The sequence below is a fragment of the Candidatus Enterococcus avicola genome (genome assembly GCF_047470845.1).
Taxonomy (GTDB): Bacteria; Bacillota; Bacilli; order Lactobacillales; family Enterococcaceae; genus Enterococcus_D; species Enterococcus_D casseliflavus.
Window position 1 is genome coordinate 238670 of the sequence record NZ_JBLGTY010000002.1, and the last position, 16684, is coordinate 255353.

Annotated in this window: 14 protein-coding genes and 1 other annotated feature; of the genes, 8 read left to right on the forward strand and 6 right to left on the reverse strand. The window is 44.6% G+C overall.

Annotated elements, in window-relative coordinates; translation table 11 throughout:
- The first annotated feature begins 116 nt into the window (after positions 1 to 116).
- From ACI3E5_RS03200 to ACI3E5_RS03210, 3 genes are all read left to right on the forward strand, one after another.
- Complete coding sequence (locus ACI3E5_RS03200; RefSeq protein ID WP_142964540.1) at positions 117 to 824, forward strand: response regulator transcription factor; 708 nt, start codon at positions 117 to 119, stop codon at positions 822 to 824.
- Positions 814 to 2172: a sensor histidine kinase gene (locus ACI3E5_RS03205; protein WP_060791497.1), complete on the forward strand. Its 1359-nt coding sequence runs from the start codon at positions 814 to 816 to the stop codon at positions 2170 to 2172. Before ACI3E5_RS03200 ends, ACI3E5_RS03205 begins: the two co-directional genes overlap by 11 nt.
- 107 nt (positions 2173 to 2279) lie before the next feature.
- Positions 2280 to 2918 (forward strand): PepSY domain-containing protein, encoded by a 639-nt coding sequence (locus tag ACI3E5_RS03210; RefSeq protein WP_010750007.1) that lies wholly within the window; start codon positions 2280 to 2282, stop codon positions 2916 to 2918.
- A 68-nt stretch (positions 2919 to 2986) separates the two neighbouring features.
- Here ACI3E5_RS03210 and ACI3E5_RS03215 read toward each other — a convergent pair whose 3' ends face one another.
- Both ACI3E5_RS03215 and ACI3E5_RS03220 read right to left on the reverse strand, forming a co-directional pair.
- On the reverse strand, positions 2987 to 3157 hold the full coding sequence (locus tag ACI3E5_RS03215; protein WP_008379536.1) for a hypothetical protein: 171 nt from the start codon (positions 3155 to 3157) through the stop codon (positions 2987 to 2989).
- Between the two features lie 90 nt (positions 3158 to 3247).
- Positions 3248 to 3682 (reverse strand): acyl-CoA thioesterase, encoded by a 435-nt coding sequence (locus ACI3E5_RS03220; protein ID WP_008379539.1) that lies wholly within the window; start codon positions 3680 to 3682, stop codon positions 3248 to 3250.
- 189 nt (positions 3683 to 3871) lie between these two features.
- Positions 3872 to 4079, forward strand: a binding site (T-box leader).
- A 362-nt stretch (positions 4080 to 4441) separates the two neighbouring features.
- Here ACI3E5_RS03220 and hisS point away from each other — a divergent pair.
- The 4 genes from hisS (at position 4442) to ACI3E5_RS03240 (ending at position 10626) form a co-directional block, all read left to right on the forward strand.
- Positions 4442 to 5740 carry a histidine--tRNA ligase gene (gene hisS, locus ACI3E5_RS03225; RefSeq protein WP_142965555.1) on the forward strand — a complete coding sequence of 433 codons (1299 nt, stop codon included), beginning with the start codon at positions 4442 to 4444 and terminating at the stop codon, positions 5738 to 5740.
- A gap of 11 nt (positions 5741 to 5751) precedes the next feature.
- Positions 5752 to 7527, forward strand: coding sequence for an aspartate--tRNA ligase (gene aspS, locus ACI3E5_RS03230; RefSeq protein WP_074536792.1), 1776 nt, complete (start codon positions 5752 to 5754; stop codon positions 7525 to 7527).
- 156 nt (positions 7528 to 7683) lie between these two features.
- Complete coding sequence (locus tag ACI3E5_RS03235; RefSeq protein ID WP_005233887.1) at positions 7684 to 8559, forward strand: YitT family protein; 876 nt, start codon at positions 7684 to 7686, stop codon at positions 8557 to 8559.
- Positions 8560 to 8757: 198 nt separating this feature from the next.
- Entirely contained in the window at positions 8758 to 10626 is a 1869-nt protein-coding gene (locus ACI3E5_RS03240) for an acyltransferase family protein (protein ID WP_142964541.1), read from the forward strand.
- 77 nt (positions 10627 to 10703) lie between these two features.
- Here the strand turns inward: ACI3E5_RS03240 and dhaL are convergent, their stop codons facing one another.
- The 4 genes from dhaL to ACI3E5_RS03260 all read right to left on the reverse strand — a co-directional run bounded on the left by dhaL (position 10704) and on the right by ACI3E5_RS03260 (position 15237).
- On the reverse strand, positions 10704 to 11309 hold the full coding sequence (dhaL, locus tag ACI3E5_RS03245; RefSeq protein WP_498820764.1) for a dihydroxyacetone kinase subunit DhaL: 606 nt from the start codon (positions 11307 to 11309) through the stop codon (positions 10704 to 10706).
- Positions 11310 to 11323: 14 nt separating this feature from the next.
- Positions 11324 to 12307, reverse strand: coding sequence for a dihydroxyacetone kinase subunit DhaK (gene dhaK / locus ACI3E5_RS03250; RefSeq protein ID WP_005228158.1), 984 nt, complete (start codon positions 12305 to 12307; stop codon positions 11324 to 11326).
- Positions 12304 to 12708, reverse strand: a complete 405-nt coding sequence (gene dhaM, locus ACI3E5_RS03255; RefSeq protein ID WP_271770880.1) for a dihydroxyacetone kinase phosphoryl donor subunit DhaM — start codon at positions 12706 to 12708, stop codon at positions 12304 to 12306. The genes dhaK and dhaM overlap by 4 nt, the downstream gene beginning before the upstream one ends.
- A 204-nt stretch (positions 12709 to 12912) precedes the next feature.
- Positions 12913 to 15237 carry an HAD-IC family P-type ATPase gene (locus ACI3E5_RS03260; protein ID WP_498820765.1) on the reverse strand — a complete coding sequence of 775 codons (2325 nt, stop codon included), beginning with the start codon at positions 15235 to 15237 and terminating at the stop codon, positions 12913 to 12915.
- 258 nt (positions 15238 to 15495) lie between these two features.
- Here ACI3E5_RS03260 and queG point away from each other — a divergent pair, with 258 nt between their 5' ends.
- The gene (gene queG, locus ACI3E5_RS03265; protein WP_005228165.1) at positions 15496 to 16671 is read left to right on the forward strand and encodes a tRNA epoxyqueuosine(34) reductase QueG; all 1176 of its coding nucleotides are present in this window, start codon (positions 15496 to 15498) and stop codon (positions 16669 to 16671) included.
- Positions 16672 to 16684 lie beyond the last annotated feature (13 nt).

Below are 16684 nucleotides of genomic sequence, written 5' to 3' on the forward strand. Positions count from 1 at the left end.
CATGCCGTCTTTTTTTGTTGAACATGAAAAAATCTTCATGATTTTTTTCTTTCAATCAGTTAGGAAGTTTCGAAAAAATCCGTTATGATAGAAGCAAAACAGGAGGAGGAGTGCATATGGCCTTGAAGATCATGCTAGTAGAAGACGAAGAAAGTTTAGCCAGTTTTATTCAGACCGAATTGACTTTTGAGGGATATGACACGGTCTGGGCCAAAGATGGGCAAGAGGCATTGACCTTGTTCAATCAGCAAGCAAATGCCTTTGATCTGATTTTATTGGATTGGATGCTGCCAATCTATGACGGCATCACAGTGGCGCGGCGGATACGTAAAGAAAGCGACATCCCGATTTTGATGATGACCGCCAGAAATCAAACCGCCGATGTGGTGACGGGGCTTGATGTCGGATTAGATGATTATTTAACGAAACCTTTTGAAATCGAAGAACTGTTTGCCAGAATTCGGGTGATCGAGCGACGGTTGCAACGAGAAGCCAAACAACAAAAGAACCAGCAAAACCAATTAGTGGCGGGGGAGCTGATGATGGACATCGCCAAGCACTTGGTTCAGGTTGCCGGTGAAACCATTGAGTTGACACCCAAAGAGTTTGGGATTTTATATGAATTGATGAAAGAACCCGAGGTAGTCAAAACGAGAGATGACCTGTTGAATGAGATTTGGGGCTATGAATACGACGGCCAAACGAATGTTGTAGATGTCTATATCCGCACACTGCGGAACAAGCTGGATGTTTGCGGCAAAGGCAAAATGATCGCAACCGTTCGTGGATTAGGCTATGTCTTGAGGACCGATCATGAAGAATAAATCAGCCAACCAACGTAGAAAAACAGCCCAATTTCAATTGACGAGCCGCTTTTCCTTGATTCTCTTTGGTCTGCTGATTCTCTTCAATCTGTTGTTTATTTTATTATCCGTAGGTTATTTGTTTGAACATATCGAAAATCGTGCCAGCAACATCCTTGAAGCCATCGAAAAAGGTGAGGCATCAGGGGATGCCTGGGACTTTCTCGTCAATGCCTATGTCTCGGCAGATGAAGAAGACGCCCTGCAAGTGATCTTAGCCGATGGCAGTGTCGTTTCATCAGAAGATGCGGAAGAGATTTTTGCCGATATCAATCAAGGGCGAGTGATTCCTTTTCTCGAAGACATCGTTTTTACAGAGGAGGGCATCTATTACACGAAAACCCAAGAAGTCGATGGGGATCAGGTGACGATCGCTATCAATGGGGAGGATAGTGTGGAATTAGCCTATGGCCTCTTTATGATCAGCAGTTTCTTGAATCTGATCGCTGTTGTCGTGGGCAGTCTGCTGATTTATTGGAGTGTCGGGAAATGGAGTCAGAAGCTTACGGGTATGGCGCAAGAAATTGCTGCCATTGAACAAAGTCGAACAGGAGAACTGACGGTTTCTGAAGAGCCCATCGAGATTCGTTCGGTGGCATTGGCCTTTAATAAATTATTGAAAGAACAGCGAGAGACGATCGAGCGGGAAAAACGGTTCGTTGCCGATGCTTCCCATGAGCTGCGAACACCTTTAGCTGCGATTCGCGGACATGTCCAATTGATCCAGCGGCGTGGAACCAAACATCCCGAAGTCATTCCTTCCTCAATGGCGTTTATCGACAAAGAGTCGAAGCGTTTGGAAACATTGAGCAATCAATTGTTGGACCTAGAAAAAAATCAATCCCAAGATGAAATGACCTTTGTTGATGTTTCCCAGATCGTCCGAGAAGAGTGTGAAAAACAAGCGACGATCGTTCCGCAATCGATTGAATATTTTGTGGAGAACCAATGTATGAAACGTGGGCATAAACGTGACTTCCAGCAAATCATCCAAAACCTGTTAGAAAATGCCGCGAAGTATTCACCTGCCGATCAGCCGATTCATGTGACCTTGACGCAAGAGCAGAGACAGATGTCTTTGACCGTCGCCGATTTTGGCATTGGGATTCCCGATGATAAGAAAGCCTTGATTTTCGAACGGTTCTATCGAGTAGAAGATTCTCGTTCCAGCCAGATTGCTGGTTCAGGCATCGGGCTTTCACTGGTAAAACAGCTGGCAGACAAGTATCATGCCAAAATTACCGTGACAGACAATCAACCGCAAGGCAGTATCTTTAAACTTGCCTTTCCAAATGAAAGAGAAAGATGAAGATTTTTTTAGATTTTCTTCAAGCATTTTTGATTCTTTTTCATGAGGAACTTGTTATTCTAAATATATAGAAAAAAGGAATACACAAACAATTGGAGGAATGAAACATGAAAAAAACAACTATTTTATTCGGAATTGCCGCATTAGGATTATTGGCAGGATGTACACAAAACAACACTGGAAATTCAGAACCTGCGCAAAACAGCAGCTCAAGCACAGCAGTTGCCTCATCAAGTGAAACAACGTCGTCACAAGCAACAGACAGCTCTTCAAGCAGTGCAGCGATCGCCAATGGCGGCTTACCTACGGTGACCGTAGAAGAAGCGATCCAAATATTCCAAGACAAATACCCAGATGCAGCGATCACTTCGATTGATTTGGATACTTCTTTTGGCAATTACTTCTACCAAGTAGAAGGCGTGGATGACACGAATGAGTTTGAATTAAAGATCGATGCAGAAACCAAAGAAACTTCTGAAGAAAGAACGGAAAAATTGGATGCCGATGAACAAAACGGTGTCAAAAAAGATGCCGATCAATTGGACCTAACCAACTTGCTTTCATTGGAAGAAATTTCTGATATCGCCGTGAAAGAAGCTGGCGGTGGTCAAGCAACAGATTGGTCATTAGACAAAGAAATGAATGTAACTTATTGGGAAGTCAAAGTAGAAGATGGCAACAAACAAACAGATGTGAAAATCAATGCCCAAACAGGTGAAGTACTAGAAACCGAATTGGATGACTAATCCTGTTTCGCAGTAAAAAAGATAAGCCGCTATCGTCTATGCGCAAAAGACGATAACGGCTTATTTTTTTACGTATGCTGTTTGACTTCAGTTAACGGTTTGACGCGACCACCAATTTTATCTGCAAATGCTTCGGACTGCTTCCGATCTTCAAAGACCCATAACTTGTCTGGAATTTTTTCACGAGTGCGACGACCATCTTTGCCAATGTAACCATGCAAAACTTTAATCACGTACATCGCCATCATCCTTCCCTGAAATTACTTTTGATTATACGAAAGCCGTTTCAAAAAGCAAGGATTTTGACTTAAATGAGTGATCAGAATTGATTATTCCCCTGACAGGGCAGCATAATCAGCAAATCGTTGATGGATTTCAGGAAAACTACGCTTCAGCTGCACGATGCGATTGGTCTCTTTTGCTAAAAAACAATGCTTTGAAGTCCCCGTCGTTGCCAACTGACCATCACTAGTTTTGTAGATCTCATAGCGAAAATCCAAACGCGTGCCAGTATATTTGTCGACCAAAACATCGATTCGCACCTCATCTTCGTAACGAATCATCGTTTTGTATTGCGCACTGACTTCCAGCACGGGAACGATCAAGCCCGCTTCTTCGATGGTATGATACGGTAAATCCAAAAACGCGAGTAATTCCACGCGGGCTTCTTCAAACCAGCGGATATAATTGGCGTGATGGATGATCGCCATTTGATCGGTCTCATAGTAGTGTGGTTGACGGATATAGCCTGAATATAAAGACATAAAAACAGCTCCTTTCATAGAAACAAAACCTCCGTTATTCAGCATAACGCAAAAAGGAAGAAAAGCAAACAAAAGGAGAGCTTCTTTGCGTTGGCCACTAGAGAAAATGCTACTAGAGAGCAGCGGAGTGAAAAAGACAGTGAAACACCTTGACTTTTTCATAGCTTTCTTGTAGTTTATAGATAATATCAAAAATCAGTGAAGGATCGAGTACTTTATTCTACTCCTTAAAAGAGAAAACTGCCCCGGCTGAAAGCAGTTTAGGACGTGTAAAGGAAAGACAATCTGGAGATGAACAGAAGAAAAGCTGTTCCGTGACCGAGCGTTAATCGAGCGAAGGAGAAGAACATTTCTCGAATTTAGGTGGTACCGCGTGTAATCAAAACTCGCCCTTGTATAAAAAACAAGGGCGAGTTTTTTGCTGTGAATCACTGCGACTGGTCCGCAAAGCGGAACAGAGCAGATGATGAACAGTACTAGGCGAGTGCAGGGAGCGTAGTAACCGAACTAGGAATCACTATGACTGGCGTAAGAAGTGAGACATGAAAGCTGTACTTGGCATTTTTTGCTTTGTTCAATTGCAGTCGAAGCCAACGAAATGATGACCAGCAACCAACGGCAAAGAGCGCAATAACCCAAAAGTCAAACACGAGAACAACCCACCCACATCAATGAGCAACAAGCAATAGGTGAATAAGCAAACAAGCAATGAAAGCAAAGAACATGGGCAACCATGAAACAAATAGGAGGATGCATACGATGAGTTACCAACGTCCAAAAGGAACCAACGATATTTTGCCAGGAGAATCCGAAAAATGGCAATTTGTGGAAGAAACAGCACGCTTAGTGTTTCGCGATTACCAATTCAACGAAATTCGGACACCGATTTTTGAGCACTTTGAAGTGATCGCCCGCAGTGTCGGGGACACAACGGATATCGTTTCAAAAGAAATGTATGATTTCTACGATAAAGGAGAGCGTCATGTGACGTTGCGTCCAGAAGGCACCGCACCGATCGCTCGTTCTTATGTCGAAAACAAACTATTCGGACCAGAACATACGAAGCCTTATAAAGTGTTTTACATGGGACCAATGTTCCGTTATGAACGTCCGCAAAAAGGCCGTTTGCGTCAATTCCACCAAATCGGTGTCGAAGTTTTCGGTTCAGCAAATCCAGCGACCGATGTTGAGACAATGGCGATGGCAATGGATTTTTATCGTCAATTAGGACTGGGTCAATTGCGCTTGGTCATCAATTCATTAGGCGACAAAGAAACACGCCAAAACTATCGCCAAGCGTTGATCGATTATCTAGCGCCCCATGAAGCGGAGCTTAGTGAGGATTCAAAACGCCGCTTGCATGAAAATCCTTTGCGGGTCCTTGACAGCAAAGACAAGCGTGACCAAAAATTCGTGGCGGATGCGCCATCGATCCTAGACTACTTAACACCAGATGCCAAGGCACATTTTGAAACCGTAACGAGTATGCTGGATGCGTTGGAGATCCCTTATGAGATCGATTCAAATATGGTGCGCGGTTTGGATTATTATACCCACACGATTTTTGAGATCATGAGTGAGGCACCAAAAATGGGGGCGCAAGCCACCATCTGTGCCGGCGGTCGTTACAATCATTTAGTGGAAGAGCTAGGCGGACCAGCAACACCTGGTTTTGGTTTTGCTTTAGGGATCGAACGTTTATTGATCACTATGGAAGCCGAAGAAGTTGTGATTCCTGCTTTGAATGAGTTAGATGCGTATGTGGTTGGTTTGGGACAAGAAACCAATTTAGAAGCGTTGAAAGTCGTGCAAGCGATTCGTAATTTCGGTTTTTCTGCCGATCGTGATTTCATGGATCGTAAAGCCAAAGCCCAGTTTAAATCTGCTGATAAACAAGGAGCACGGTTGGTTCTGACTCTAGGCGAAACAGAATTAGCAGAACAAGTGATCAATATCAAATCCATGGCAAGCCGTGAAGAAAAACAATTTCCGTTAGCGGATCTTTATGCCCGCTTCGATGAGATCTACGATGAAATGACAACCAAAATGTTTGAGTGAGGAGAAAAAGAATGACAAAACGTACAGTATATTGCGGGTTAGTAAATGAGACCCATTTAAACCAGACAGTGACACTAAAAGGCTGGGTGCAAAAGCGCCGTGACTTAGGTGGCGTGATTTTTATTGACTTACGCGACCGGGAAGGGATCGTGCAAATCGTCTTCAATCCTGAGGTTTCGAAAGAAGCCTGGGAAATCGCGGACAAATGCCGCAGCGAATATGTATTAGAAGTAACGGGTCAAGTCATCAATCGTGCACCAGAAGCCATCAATCCGAAAATGGTGACAGGTGCCTATGAAGTGATGATCAGCGAAATCACGATTTTAAACACTGCAAAAACACCAGCCTTTTTGATTGAAGATGATCAAACCGTTGGCGACGAGATTCGCATGAAATACCGTTATTTAGACTTGCGTCGTCCAAAAATGACGAACAACATCGTGATGCGGGCGAAAACGACGCAAGCGATCCGCAATTTCTTAGACACGAACGACTTCTTAGATATCGAAACACCTTATCTAGGAAAATCAACACCAGAGGGCGCGCGGGATTATTTGGTTCCTTCACGGATCTATCCAGGTCATTTCTATGCGTTGCCACAATCACCACAAATTTTTAAACAGTTATTGATGGGTGCTGGCTTCGATCGCTACTATCAAATCGTACGTTGCTTCCGTGACGAAGATTTGCGGGGCGACCGTCAACCTGAATTTACCCAAGTCGATATCGAAACCTCTTTCTTGACGGCAGAAGAAATTCAAACCTATACGGAAGAGCTATTGGCAAAAGTGATGCGAGAAGTCAAAGGCATCGAAGTTACCTTGCCATTCCCACGGATGACCTATGATGAGGCAATGGGACGCTACGGCAGTGACAAACCAGATACACGGTTTGACATGGAGCTTATCGACTTATCAGAAGTTGTGAAAGACGTTGATTTTAAAGTCTTCCAAATGGCTCTTGAAAAAGGCGGCGTTGTGAAAGTCTTAAACGCCAAAGGGGCTGCAGACAAATACTCCAGAAAAGACATGGACAATCTAGGTCATTACGCTGGCCAATTTGGTGCCAAAGGATTGGCATGGGTCAAAGTTGAAGAAGATGGATTGAAAGGACCGATCGCTAAATTCTTGACGGAAGCAACCGACGCGATTATTGCAGCAGCCAATGCGGAAGTTGGCGATATTCTGATGTTTGGTGCCGATTCCTTTGAGATCGTTTCAGCAACGTTAGGTGCGATCCGTAATAAATTAGGAAAAGAATTAGGCTTGATCGACGAGAGCAAATTCAACTTCCTATGGGTTACTGACTGGCCGCAATTTGAATACGATGAAGAAGCAGGTCGCTATGTTTCTGCTCACCATCCGTTCACATTGCCAAAAGAAAGCGATCTGCCGTTGTTAACGACAGACCCTTCAAAAGTCTATGCGCAAGCCTACGATATCGTGCTAAACGGTTACGAGCTAGGTGGCGGATCATTGCGTATCCATACACGGGAAGTGCAAGAGCAAATGTTTGAAGCGCTAGGCTTCTCACGTCGCGAGATGCAAAATCAATTTGGCTTCTTATTGGATGCTTTGGATTATGGTTTCCCACCACATGGCGGCATCGCCCTTGGGTTAGACCGGTTAGTAATGCTCTTGGCTGGTGAAGAAAACATTCGCGAAGTCATTGCCTTCCCTAAAAATGGGAAAGCGGCTGATCCAATGTCACAAGCACCAAGTACCGTTTCACCAATGCAACTGTTTGACTTGAGCATTGATGTAACAACGGTTGAAGAAAACGAATAAGCGTTAAACCCATGATGAAATGAGTGATGAAATAGAAATTGGTGAATGAATGAAAAAAGTTCATGAGAATTCACCCATTTCTTTCATTGCTCGTTTCTTTTTTTTTGAGCTGAAGTATAATAAAGGCAAATCAAAAAAGTGAGGCTATGAAATGCAATGACTCCTCTGTTTAAATGGCTCCCTCATCCGGAATATGCCAACAAACTTTCATTCTCGATCGTGTACGCACTGCTGGCATCGATTGCGGTCAATTTTTTCTATCAGCCGGGCAATATTTATTCCAGCGGCATTACCGGTGTCGCTCAGATCATTACTACGATCTCAAGAGAATGGATCGGGTTTTATATCCCCTTATCTCTTGCGCTATTATTGTTGAATGTGCCATTATTTTTTCTTGGCTGGTTTAAGATCGGCCACAAATTTACGATCTTTACTGGAATCACTGTTTTATTGACATCCTTATTCGTGCAAATTTTGCCAGAAGAAACCGTCACGACGGACCCGATGATCTGTGCGATTTTCGGTGGTGCCATCAATGGAGTGGGGATCGGCTATGCCTTGAAGAATGGTCTTTCTTCCGGAGGGCTGGATTTTGTCAGCATTGCCATCCGCAAACGGACAGGGAAGACGATCGGCTCGATATCGATTTTCTTTAACATTGTTATTTTGTTCGCCGCTGGGATCTTGTTTGGCTGGCAATATGCGTTGTATAGTGCGATCGCGATTTTTGTCAGTGGAAAAGTGACGGATGCGGTCTTTACGAAACAAAAGAAAATGCAGGTGACGATCATCACTCGCAACCCAGAAGAAGTCATTCAGACGATCCAAAAACATATGCGGCGAGGCATTACCATCATCAATGAAGCCGAAGGAGCCTACAAACATGACAAACAAACGGTTTTGCTGACGGTAGTCACACGCTTTGAACTGCCGATGCTGCGCAGTGCTATGAAAGAAGCCGATCCAAAAGCCTTTGTCAGTATTGCGGAAAATGTCCAGATTTTGGGTCGGTTTTATGAAGAAGAACTGTAAAAAAGGAGTTGAAAAAAGTATTTCTTTATAGAAGTACTTTTTTTTCGCCAAAAATTAATTTTTTTGAAATATAGCAGATGTTGCTAGCTTTATATGGGGGATTTCTGGTAAATTATGAGAGTATGGAATCAATAGCGTTCATGCTGAAATTGTTTTTTTATGAAACAATTGGATCAATTAGAGAAAAGTGGTTGGAGAATGAACAAACGTTTAAGTACAAGCCGCTATATTACCGGGTTCGACGGCATTCGTACCTTGGCAGTCATCGGCGTTATTTTATATCATTTACTACCTACTCATATGCGAGGCGGGTATTTAGGAGTTCCAGTATTCTTTGTCGTATCAGGTTATTTAATCACTGATTTGCTGAGGCAAGAATGGGATCAAAACGGCAAAATCAAAGTCAAAGATTTTTATATTCGGCGGATGAAACGGCTCTATCCAGGAATGGTGGTGATGCTGCTTATCTCAGCAGCGTATATCACTTTGTTCCAGCGAAACCTGCTGAATAATTTGCGCGGGGTTTTTGTTAGCTCGCTGCTGTATTATAACAACTGGTGGCAGATCAATCATGGGTTATCCTATTTTGATCGGTTTGGTAATGAATCTCCCTTTACCCATCTGTGGTCATTGGCTGTGGAGGGACAGAACTATCTGATTTGGCCTTTAGTGTTTATTTTGTTGATGAAAATCGGCAAGCAGAGGCATCGCGCCTTTAAATTTACTGCCGCAGTCACGATTTTATCGGCAATTCTGTTAGCGGTCCTTTACACACCAGGTGCTGATCCAACACGGGTCTATTATGGAACAGATACGCGACTCTTTTCGATCTGGATGGGGAGTGCCTTAGCATTCATTTGGCCAAGTACCCACTTGAAGAAAGAGATACCGCAAAAAGCCAAACGAGTCTTAAATATCTCTGGTTTTGCTTCCTTGGCTGGTCTGATTGCAGCGTTCTTTTTCTTAGATGATCATTTGACCTTTGTCTATTATGGCGGCATGTTCTTGATCAGTATCCTATGTACGATTCTTGTGGCAGTCACCGCTCATCCCGGAGCCAGTTTGAATCGTGTATTGAGTAATCCGATTTTCAGTTATATCGGCAAGCGCAGTTATGGGATCTATTTGTATCAATTTCCAGTGATGATATTTTACGAAGCAAAAGTTGGGAATATCGGGGAGAATGTGCTGATGCACACGTTAGTGGAACTATTCTTGATCTTGTTTATCAGTGAATTGTCCTATCGGTTTATCGAAAACCCAATGCGTAAATTCCAGTACAAAGATACATTCAGAACGGTCCGCGGTTGGTTCAGTAAACCAATTTTTAGTTGGAAAAAACCGTGGTTAGTGCCCAGCTTGCTCATTACCCTCGTTGCTTTGTTTGGCGTCGTGACCGCACCGACAAATTATGTCGATGCCCAGCAGCAGCAGTTGAAAGACAACATTGCGGCCAATAAAAAAGTGGCTGAGCAATCGCAGAAGAATGCGAACGCTGAAGGCAATGAAGCGGACGATGAGGCGAACACGAGTGAAGATGAAAAAAATATCATGGAAAAATATGATCTCACAGCAGCCCAAGTGAAAAAAGCAGAATCTCTTGAAATCACGGCTTTTGGTGATTCCGTGATGCTGGATGCAACGGCTGACTTGAAAGAAGTCTTTACCCAAGCGGTAGTTAATGGAGATGTTGGGCGCCAGCTGTATGCGAGCCCTGAATTGATCAAAGACTTGAAAGAAAAAAATCTTTTGCGGGATACCGTCCTTGTGGGGCTTGGAACGAATGGTTCCTTTACAGAAGCCCAATTTGATAGCTTTATGAATGAGATCGGTGATCGCAAAGTCTACTGGATCAATGTACGGGTGCCGACACAGCGTTGGCAAAATGAAGTCAATCGGATGTTGGAGCGCATGGCGGAAAAATACGACAATATGACCTTGATCGATTGGTATGATTTGAGTAATGACCAAGAGTCATGGTTCTATGAAGATCGGGTCCATCCAAATCCAGATGGCATGGATCAATACGTGAAGCTAGTTGCCCAAACGATTTTACAAGAGGAATAAGCAAGAAAAAGACAAACCTTACGCAATCATAAGGTTTGTCTTTTGTCTTAAACGGTGCTTTGAAAGAGCATCGTTTTTTAATCTTTTTCTATCACCGTTAACAGTGAGTCAAACAAAATCGCACTAGAAGCTGATCCGGGATCGATATGACCGATGGCACGTTCACCAACATAAGAGGCACGGCCTTTTTTAGCAACAAGTTCTTTGGTATGTTCTTTCGCTGCTTCGATCGTGTCCTTGGTCAAATCCCCTTTTTTCAAGGCTTCTGCGACAGGTTGCCAGACATCGATCATGGTCTTATCCTCAAACTCAGCTTTTCCCCGTATTTTGATGCCCGTCAAGCCTTCTTCAACGATCGTACCTAATTGTTCAAAGGAGTCGATCGTTTCTAGTTCCTTCGTTGCTTTAGTCATATTCATAAACGCCGAACCATAAAGGGGACCTGAAGCGCCGCCGACTTTTGAGATCATTGCCATCGAGAAGACTTTAAAGGTATCACTGATCGTCGTTGGCTGTTGTTTGGCATAGGCTTCTTGATAAGCAGCTACGCCGCGTGCCATATTGTTGCCATGGTCTCCGTCGCCGATCGGTGTATCTAAATCGCTCAAATAGGCTTTGTTTGCTTCGATTTCTTTCGTGAAGGTATCTAACCATGCTTGCACCGTTTCTGTTGTCAATTGCATCTCTATTCGCTCCTTTACCAGGCTATTGTTGTGACGTCTTCATTTAACGCATCGGTGTGATCCGTTTCGCTGAAATCGATCATGGTCAGTGAAAGTCCCTGCATATCGATGGAAGTCATGAAATTGCCGACTTTATGGAAGGAGACAGGGATGTCTTTTTCTGCAAGTAATTTCGCGACATCATTGGCAAAAACGAACAACTCCATTTGCGGCGTACCACCCATACCGTTGATCAAGACACCGACTTTTTCTGGGGTCTTTTCATAATCCGCTAAGATTTTTTCCACCAACTCTTGTGCTAGTTCACGTGAGGGTTTCAGTTTTTCTCGACGGTAACCAGGTTCGCCGTGGATGCCCACGCCATACTCGATCTCATCATCGGCTAAGTCAAAACCTGGTTTCCCAACTTCAGGAACTGTTGCCGCTTTTAATGCGACCCCAATGGTTTTGATCGATGCAACCAAGGCATCGCCCAGTGTTTTTAATTCACTTAAGCTGGCACCATTACGAGCAGCTGCGCCTAAAATCTTGTGGACTAAGACCGTACCGGCAACTCCTCGTTTGCCAGCAGTATAGGTGCTATTTTCAACAGCGATATCATCATCCACGACCACGATCTCCGTCGTGATCTCTTCCATTTCTGCCATATCTTTGGCCATCTCAAAGTTCAAGATATCGCCAGTATAGTTTTTGACGATCAGCAAGACGCCTTGTCCTTGATCAGAATCTTGGATAGCCGTCAAAATCTGGTCGGGGGTCGGGGAGGTGAAGACATCGCCTAAAACGGCGGCGCTAAGCATCCCATCACCGACAAAGCCAGCATGGGCCGGCTCATGTCCGCTCCCACCGCCAGAAACAAGACCGACTTGTTCTTTTTGATTATTCTTAGCGATCACCCGTGAGTCGGCGACTTGATGGACCAGTTCAGGATAACTGCCTACGATACCGGCCAACATTTCTTCTACGATCATTGAGGGATCATTAATGATTTTTTTCATGCTTCATGCCATCCTTTCTCGGCTGCTTTTTTTGCTTCTGCAACGATTTGCGCCAAATCATCACTGAAACCAGCGGTGATCGCTGCAGCAAAGGCACCTTCCACCAGCGGTGCGTCGATCAGGTGATAGCGTTCTTGTTGCTGAGGTTCCAGCATGTCGTATGCAAGTTCGGCATTCAAAACAGCACTGCCTAGATCGGCAAAGACTAAGATCAGTTCAGCATCTGCGGATTCGTTGATGGCATCCACGATTTTCGTGGCGTCAGAACCCAGCTCTCCTTCTGCTGTCCCGCCTAAAGAATAGATCGTGACTGACTCGCCATCAGCCATTTCTTCGATCATCTGTTTTAATCCTTCGGTGAGTTGCTGACTGTGAGAAACGAGTAAAATACTTTTTTTCATCCAATTTCACCAACACTTTCTGATTAAATTTGGCTGTTTGACAAGGGGATTGCCTTTTACAAAGAAACACCGTCCTTGTTGAAACCGCCTACAGGTTCAGTATACCAAATTTCTTTCTTCTTGTATGGTTGCACCTATGGAGAGGACAAAAAAACAGCATCGTCTTTCTGGACAAAGCAAGAAAGAGCGATGCTGCAAAATCAATTAAGACTGTTTAACAAGCACTTTGGCTGAAAAGCGCTTCGTTAGGAAAGAAAGCCCCACGTACAGGCAGATGTTCAATGCCATCATGCCAAGGAAGTAAGGCAATGTTACGGCGGTCAAGAAACCGACTTCCAGCAACCCGTGGAAGAGCATTGCTGCGACATAGATCCCCACGGTAGTGGTAATCGCTAAGAACAATCGCAATGTATTTAATGGCAAGCAAGCGCGAATCACAGCGATACAGCTGATCCCGATCAACAAATAGTACAACAAGGTCGTTGTATCAAATTGCGACCAACCGTAGTCGGTTTGTAAAAAGCGGATCGCAAAGTAATTGACTAACACCAACAAGGCATTTGGCAACGCATTGAGTAAGACCGTCGGCAAGTAGCGCCCCTTGATTGGTGCTTTGTTTTCTTCAAAAGAAAGGAAGAAAGAAGGATAGCCTTCAATTGCTAAGTCGATCAATGTGATTTGGATCGGCAAGAACGGAAAGGCGCTGGATGTCAGGATACAAACTAAAGAGAGCAAGAAGCTGTAAATCGTCTTGATAAAGAAGATTCCCGACGCTTTGGTGACGTTATTGACGACGCGGCGTCCTTCAAATAAAACATCTGGCAACGTAGTAAAGTCAGAATCCAATAAGACAAAGTTAGCGATTTGACGAGCCGCACTGTCGCCAGCAGCCATTGCAATGCTGACGTCGGCTTCCCGTAGTGCCAACACATCGTTGACGCCATCACCCGTCATGGCAACGGTCCGTTGATTGGCTTTTAATTCTTGAACGAGTAGTTTCTTTTGTTCAGGGGTCACACGACCAAAGACCGTATAGCGTGTCGCAGCTTCTCGGACTTCTGCTTCGGTCGTTAAGGTAGAAAGATCGATGGCTTGATCGGCATTCGCTAGGCCTGCACGATGGGCGATCGCTGCGACAGCTATTGGATTATCGCCAGAGATCACTTTTAGATCGATGCCTTGATCCGCTAAGTAAGCCAATGTTTCTTTAGCGTTTTGGCGGATGATATCAGATAAAATCAAGACTGCCACCGCTTGTGCATTGCTTGGGTCAATGGATGCTGGCGCTTTTGGATTGGTCTCTACAGCTAAAATCAACACTCGCAGACCTGCTTCTTGCGCTTCTTTGACTTGCGGCAAGGCAGCAGAGCCAGCGACTTTTTCAGGTGCGCCAAGATAGACATTTCCTAGATGTTCAAAAGCCACAGCACCCCATTTGCGCTGTGAAGAAAAGGCAGCGACTTCGATCGGTTGATGATCCGTTAGCTCAGGGCAGCCTTGACGCAATGCTTGCATCGTCAAATTGTTATCTGTGCTGGCTGCCAAATAATTCCCTAAGAGCATGTTAGGGTCGCTGTCGGCTTGGAGAGGAACGATCGATTCGAGAACCATATGGCCTTCCGTCAACGTCCCTGTCTTATCCAGACAAAGGGTATCGACATGCGCCAAGGTTTCGACGGCATACATGTCTTGGACCAAAATCCGTTTTTTGGCCAATTTAATGACACCTGTCGTCAAGGCGATACTGATCAGCAGGACAAGTCCTTTTGGTAACATTCCTAATAAGGCAGCGGCAGAAACGACGACGGATTCCTTGATCCCAGCATCTCGCATCATAAAGGCTTGGAAGAACAAAATCACCCCTAAAGGAACGATTACATAGCTGGTGAATTTGGATACACTACGGATCGAAGCAAGCAGCTCAGAGCGGATCGGTTTGTGGACCTTTGCCTCATTGCTTAGTTTCGCTGCGTAGTTTTCTGCACCGACATGAAGGACTGTTCCTGTCACTTCACCGCTGACGATGAAACTCCCTGAGAGTAAGGAAGCACCTGCTTCTTTGACAACCAGATCGGCTTCACCAGTCAGCATCGCTTCATTGACTTCGACTAGTCCAGAAAGCACCGTCATATCAGCGGGGATTTGGTCCCCAGCACCAAGAATGACTACGTCTTCTAAGACCAATTCTTTGGCTGAAATCTCATGGATTTGGGCATCTCGAATCACTCGTACCGTTTGCGGTGAAACAAGTGAGAGTTTTTTTACTAAGTTACGCGCGTGCAATTCTTGGCTGATCCCAATGGTGATATTCACAAAAATAATCGCTAAGTAGAACATGTTGGAATAGGCGCCTACGGCAAATAAAAAAACGCCAATCAATAGGTTGAGAAAATTGAATAATGTCAGTAAATTGTCTTTGATGATCGCAGCAGTTGATTTACTGGTTTTTGTTTCATAATCATTGTGCAACCCCTCTTGGGTTTTCTTGGCGACTTCTGCTGCAGTCAAGCCGGTGGGTAATTGAGTCATAAGCATCTCCATTTCATTTGTTCATTTCTTTCTGATTCCTTTATCTAGTCTAGCATTCGAAAAAGGCAATGCAATCGTTGCGAGGAAAATAATGATAAAATTAATTAAAATCTTAAACAATCAACACGTGTTCTTTTAAAGAAAGAAAAAAACTGGGGAACAAACCGCATCATCGACTTTTTTCAGGTGCTTACGTATAATAGGGGAAGAGAAAAAGCCGAGAAGCAGATGCTTAGCGGACAAAAGAGGGTAGCGAGCATGTCTTTAAAAGAAAAAATTATTGCAGAAAGCAAGCGGCTTGGCATCGACAAGATCGGGTTTGCTTCAGCGGAGCCGTTTTTGGCATTGGAGCCTTCCTTGCGGGAACAAAAAGCCAAAGGCCATACCTCTGGTTTTGAGCATCCCGTGATCGAAGAGCGGATCTATCCTGAACGGACATTTGAAAATCCGCAAACGATCATTGCGATCGCTTTAGCTTATCCGACAAAAATCAAAGAGAAAGTCCCGCGGGATGAAAAACGTGGCATGTTTGCCCGTGCCTCGTGGGGCATCGATTACCATGATATTTTGCGAGAACGATTGGATCGCTTGATCGCCTTTATCAAAGAACAAGCGCAAACGATGGAAGAACAAGTCGAATGGCGTTTCGCACCGCAAGTCGATACAGGGGAATTGGTGGATGTGGCGGCAGCGCAGCGGGCGGGTCTTGGCTTTATCGGTCGTAATGGCTTGCTGATCACAGAAGAGTTTGGTTCGTTTGTTTATCTCGGGGAGATCGTCACTAATATCTCTCTTGAACCAGATGAAGAGGTCCCTTTTGGTTGTGGGGATTGCATGCGTTGTGTGACGGCTTGCCCCACCAAAGCGTTATTGGGCGATGGTCGGATGAATGCCCAGCGCTGTTTGTCCTATCAAACCCAGACGAAGGGCATGATGCCAGAAGAGTACCGCAAAAAGATGCATAACGTGATTTACGGTTGCGATATTTGTCAGCTGGTCTGCCCTTATAATCGGGGGAAGGACTTCCATTTTCATCAAGAGATGGAGCCTGAAGTCGATACCGTTTATCCAAAACTGCAACCGATGCTGTCTTTATCAAACAAAGCCTTCAAAGAACAATTTGGCCATCTATCTGGCTCTTGGCGGGGGAAAAAACCGCTACAGCGTAATGCCATCATCGCCTTAGCCAATGTGGGAGACCGCAGTGCCTTGCCAGCGATTTGGCGCTGTGCGACAGAAGACGTGCGGCCAGTGATTCGAGGAACGGCTTATTGGGCCATTGGTCAGTTGGGCGTCAAAGAACCAGAGATGTGGTTAGAGCGACTGCAACGATGCGCAGAGTTAGAACCCGAAGAAGAAGCACAGCAAGAATTGCAACCTGCTATCGAACGATTGCAAGCGGTCATTACCAAAAAGCAGGAAAAAGAGCTATAAAAAAAGCAAAACG

Bases quoted from the DNA above. Each gene is read 5' to 3' on its own strand.
- ACI3E5_RS03235 (WP_005233887.1), top strand. From the start codon at position 7,684: ATGACTCCTCTGTTTAAATGGCTCCCTCATCCGGAATATGCCAACAAA.
- dhaL (WP_498820764.1), bottom strand. From the start codon at position 11,309: ATGCAATTGACAACAGAAACGGTGCAAGCATGGTTAGATACCTTCACG.
- ACI3E5_RS03210 (WP_010750007.1), top strand. From the start codon at position 2,280: ATGAAAAAAACAACTATTTTATTCGGAATTGCCGCATTAGGATTATTG.
- ACI3E5_RS03215 (WP_008379536.1), bottom strand. From the start codon at position 3,157: ATGTACGTGATTAAAGTTTTGCATGGTTACATTGGCAAAGATGGTCGT.
- queG (WP_005228165.1), top strand. From the start codon at position 15,496: ATGTCTTTAAAAGAAAAAATTATTGCAGAAAGCAAGCGGCTTGGCATC.
- ACI3E5_RS03260 (WP_498820765.1), bottom strand. From the start codon at position 15,237: ATGACTCAATTACCCACCGGCTTGACTGCAGCAGAAGTCGCCAAGAAA.
- aspS (WP_074536792.1), top strand. From the start codon at position 5,752: ATGACAAAACGTACAGTATATTGCGGGTTAGTAAATGAGACCCATTTA.
- ACI3E5_RS03205 (WP_060791497.1), top strand. From the start codon at position 814: ATGAAGAATAAATCAGCCAACCAACGTAGAAAAACAGCCCAATTTCAA.
- ACI3E5_RS03220 (WP_008379539.1), bottom strand. From the start codon at position 3,682: ATGTCTTTATATTCAGGCTATATCCGTCAACCACACTACTATGAGACC.
- ACI3E5_RS03200 (WP_142964540.1), top strand. From the start codon at position 117: ATGGCCTTGAAGATCATGCTAGTAGAAGACGAAGAAAGTTTAGCCAGT.
- ACI3E5_RS03240 (WP_142964541.1), top strand. From the start codon at position 8,758: ATGAACAAACGTTTAAGTACAAGCCGCTATATTACCGGGTTCGACGGC.
- dhaK (WP_005228158.1), bottom strand. From the start codon at position 12,307: ATGAAAAAAATCATTAATGATCCCTCAATGATCGTAGAAGAAATGTTG.
- hisS (WP_142965555.1), top strand. From the start codon at position 4,442: ATGAGTTACCAACGTCCAAAAGGAACCAACGATATTTTGCCAGGAGAA.
- dhaM (WP_271770880.1), bottom strand. From the start codon at position 12,708: ATGAAAAAAAGTATTTTACTCGTTTCTCACAGTCAGCAACTCACCGAA.